This window comes from Butyrivibrio sp. (assembly GCF_024699075.1).
In genome coordinates, this window is the sequence record NZ_JAILQF010000300.1 from 1 (window position 1) to 3,941 (window position 3,941).

A 3,941-nucleotide genomic window follows, 5' to 3' on the forward strand; every position below is an offset into this window, starting at 1 on the left:
CTTATTTCTCCTTTAAATATCTGCCAAATATTTGTATCAATTAAATTGTGCTTTATTGCCATTAATAATAGTATCAATTCTGAGATATCTGAATCAATAGAAAGGCTAAAGTTTATGCTTATTTTATATATAGGGAACTAAAAAATTTAAGGCGGTTTTCATGTCTTTGGATATACTAGGCGCTGATAAAATTCAAAGCGGTTTTCATGTGTTCGGATATACTAGGCGCTGATAAAATTCAAAGCGGTTTTCATGTATTTGGATATACTAAGCGCTGATAAAATTCAAAGTGTTAACTGTAGTTGATATATACCAATGCGATGACATTATCATTTAAAAGTGTTATATTTATCATATAACCGATTATATATCTTATTATAAACCATATCTTTCAAATGTGAGGTGCCTATGACTGAAACATATCTTGATATGATGGAAGATTCTCTTCGCATGAAACTTAAAGTTATGCAAGAGATTGAGGTTCAGAATGGCTTGCAAAAAGAGGCTCTTGAAAGGTCTGAAGGCCCTGACGAAGAAGCCTTCGACAAAGCTGTCCATGAAAAAGGCGATCTCATTGATAAACTTACAGAGTTAAACGATGGCTTTGCAGGCCTCTATGACAAGGTCAAGATAGAACTTGATGGCAACAAATACAAGTACCGCGAACAGATTCAGCGCATGCAGAATCTTATTCGTGATATTACAGATCTTTCAAATACCCTTGAAGTTCAGGAGACAAGAAATAAGGACCTTGCTGACAACTATTTTTCCAAAACAAGGAAAGACATGAAGCAGGGCAAGCAGAGCGCGGCAGCAGCATTCAGCTATCATGTGACCATGAATAAGTCTGCCAATATCCAGCCTCATTTTATAGATAATCACGGTTGAGGGATTGTCCAAATAGTATGAGGTTAGGTCATAGTGGGCAACTGTATATGTAAGATGTAGAAGAATCCTGCATGAGGAAGCATGATCATAAAACATAGAAGAGTCCTGCATGAGGAAGCATGATCATAAAACATAGAAGAGTCCTGCATGAGGAAGCATGATCATAAAACAAAGAGGATTCCTGCATAAGAAAGCATGATTATAAATCATAGAAGAAACTTCCATTAGAAAACATGATCATAAATCATAGAAGAATCCTATATGAAGGCGATATAACCTATAAGAAATATTGAAGTTCAATTTGATACGAATTTCAAAATGAAAGATTTTGAGCAATTATAGATAAGACATACATATTATTTATGATATAATTCTAGATATTATGCGGTAGCTGCAATAGGCTGCCGCTTTTTGGGCGATAGGGGATTTGTATGGGCGACAATAGGGGTAAGTGCGGTGCGGACAACAACTATCTTTATATGATGAAGGCAGTTGCATGCATTTTGGTAATTTTCATTCATTGTCTTTTTCCAATTGGTCTGGGCAAAGATATTCAGGCTATGTCCAGATTTGCAGTGCTTTATTTTTTTGTTGTATCAGGAAGATATTTGTTAAAAAACATTCCGGACGGATCAGGTGCTTTGCTTGTCAGAAAGCGCATGGCATCGAGGATTAAGCACGTTTTTACAGTCACTCTTTTGCTGACACTTCTTTATAATATTTATTCGTTTATAATAGCCGGCACAGTTGGATTCGGCATTCGCGACCTTTGTGCTCAGAAATATAATCTTAACGAACTAAAGCTCTTACTCATGTTCAATTCTGGGAAAATAATCTATGACTATACCTACGACATAGATCACTTGTGGTATCTGTACGCGGTTCTTTATGTTTATATCCTGGTATTTATCTTTGCAAGATTTGCCAAGAAATGGAGCGGGGGTCTTGCATTTCTTTTCACAGGTATGCTCTTTGTTGCAGAACTTCTGCAGCTGTATTATCCCATAAGGCCTTTTGATATAAGTATCCGCACCTGGTATATGGTTAGAAACTGGCTGCTGGAGGGCATCCCGTTTATCATGGGAGGCGTGTGGATTGACTCGGTCGTAAGTGATAACAGGAAGACAAAACCTGCGGAGCTTGTAAGGCGCATAATAGATGCTTGCAGTAGCGGGCAAGGTGCAAGGAGAAATCGTATCACACTGCACGTACTTGCTGTTACTGGTCTTGCAATGTCTATAATTGAGTACAGACGCTTTGGTGAGATGACGGTATATGTAGGATCTATTGTGACGCTTTGTGCGATCATGCTTCTTGGCGAAGCCTATGGGAAAGTTGGTAATGGTACTATAGAAGCTGATCATCAGAGTGACATTGGCAATAGAAGTATAGAAAAAGATCATCAGAGTGATATAGGTAATATCGATATAGAAAAAGGTAATCAAAGTGATATAGGTGATAGCAATATAGAAGCGAATCATCAGAGTGTTATTGGTAATAGAAATATAGGAAAAGATCAACAGAGTGATGTTGGTAACAGAAATATAGAAAAAGATTGTCAGAGTGATAGAGGTAATATCGATATAGAAAAAGGTAATCAGAGTGATATAGGTAATAGCAATATAGAAGCGAATCATCAGAATAGTATTGGAAATAAATATATGAAAGCTTATCCCAAACGCATAGGCAATGGATTTATAAATCCTAATCATCTTTGCCATATTGGAAAGCATCTTTCTGCGTCGGTATATTATTTTCACATAATGGTCATTTCTATATTGAGTAAACTTCTCATGCCACTCGACAGATTCAGGCTTTATATGTGGATGAAACCTTTGATCGCAGCGGTAATATCTGTACTCGTTGCAGAAGGAATATACAGGATGAGGGAAAAGATGCGTGAAGTAAGAAGGAGACGTATATGATAAGTCAGAAGATGCTGATAGCAAGATGAAGGAATATACGATAAGTCAAAAGATGCTTATAGCAAGATAAGGGTATATGTGATATGCAGAAAGATTCTTGTAATAAGTTGAAAGTATACAGGCTAATAAATAGATTTTGCTGTATAACATAATGTGTATAAATAATAAGCAGAATATGGCTACAAGAGTAGGAAAATAAAAAGAACAAGCAAGATAAAGCTACAAGTGTAGGAAAATAAAAAGAACAAACAAGAAAAAGCTACAAGTGTAGGAATATAAAAAGAACAAGCAGAATAAGGATACAGGTATAAAAGTATATAGCTAGGTGCTCGGTTCAATAAGTGATAATTTAGGACAGAAAATAAAAATTTCAAAATAAAGTCATTTACCACTTAAGCAAATTGGAATAATTCCGATAAAAAATGATGTATGCACATTGAAAGAACATATTGATAAGAAAATGCTTTATAAAGCCCTAGTTTACAAGCTTTTGCATGATTTTGACCACACTTTTTGAAAACGATGTACAAATCATAACTAAACGATAAAAAAATATTCAAAAAAATTCAAAAAATTGCTTGACACCTTAGGGGGCGTTTGATAATATATTACTTGCGCTGCGGCGGTAACGCAAAGCAAACGAAGCGCAAAAGACAAAAGCTGAGTAGTATATAGCTTATATATGGAGCGATATCGAAGTGGTCATAACGAGGCGGTCTTGAAAACCGTTTGGCGGCAACGCCACAAGGGTTCGAATCCCTTTCGCTCCGCTGTAATCAAAAAGCGGCATAGGACAGGATACATCGTCCGCTGTTAATTAAGAGATTAGATCTAAGTTCTAATGAATATGATCTATGAATCAACCTTTTTGCAGAAGTACTCAAGTGGTTGAAGAGACACCCCTGGAAAGGGTGCAGGTCGTTAATAGCGGCGCGAGGGTTCAAATCCCTCCTTCTGCGCTCATCTGTTTAACAGATGTAAGATTACAAAGCACTTTGACAACTTAACAGTAATGCAACCCTGAAAATTCCAGTTCTTCTTTTTAGAAGAACAGAATGTTCAGAAGAACAAAAACCAAAAGTAAATTTTTGATGGTTTAGCCACCATCAAGCTGTTATGAAAATAACA

At 36.4% G+C, this 3,941-nt stretch carries 2 protein-coding genes and 2 tRNA genes; all 4 read left to right on the plus strand.

Annotated elements, in window-relative coordinates; translation table 11 throughout:
• Positions 1-408 precede the first annotated feature (408 nt).
• Complete coding sequence (locus K6G87_RS12060) at positions 409-888, plus strand: flagellar protein FliT (RefSeq protein ID WP_296837557.1); 480 nt, start codon at positions 409-411, stop codon at positions 886-888.
• Between the two features lie 431 nt (positions 889-1,319).
• Positions 1,320-2,813, plus strand: coding sequence for an acyltransferase family protein (locus K6G87_RS12065; RefSeq protein ID WP_296837559.1), 1,494 nt, complete (start codon positions 1,320-1,322; stop codon positions 2,811-2,813).
• Between the two features lie 684 nt (positions 2,814-3,497).
• Positions 3,498-3,583 (plus strand) — tRNA-Ser (locus tag K6G87_RS12070).
• A 100-nt stretch (positions 3,584-3,683) separates the two neighbouring features.
• A tRNA-Ser gene (locus K6G87_RS12075) sits at positions 3,684-3,772 on the plus strand.
• Positions 3,773-3,941: the final 169 nt, after the last annotated feature.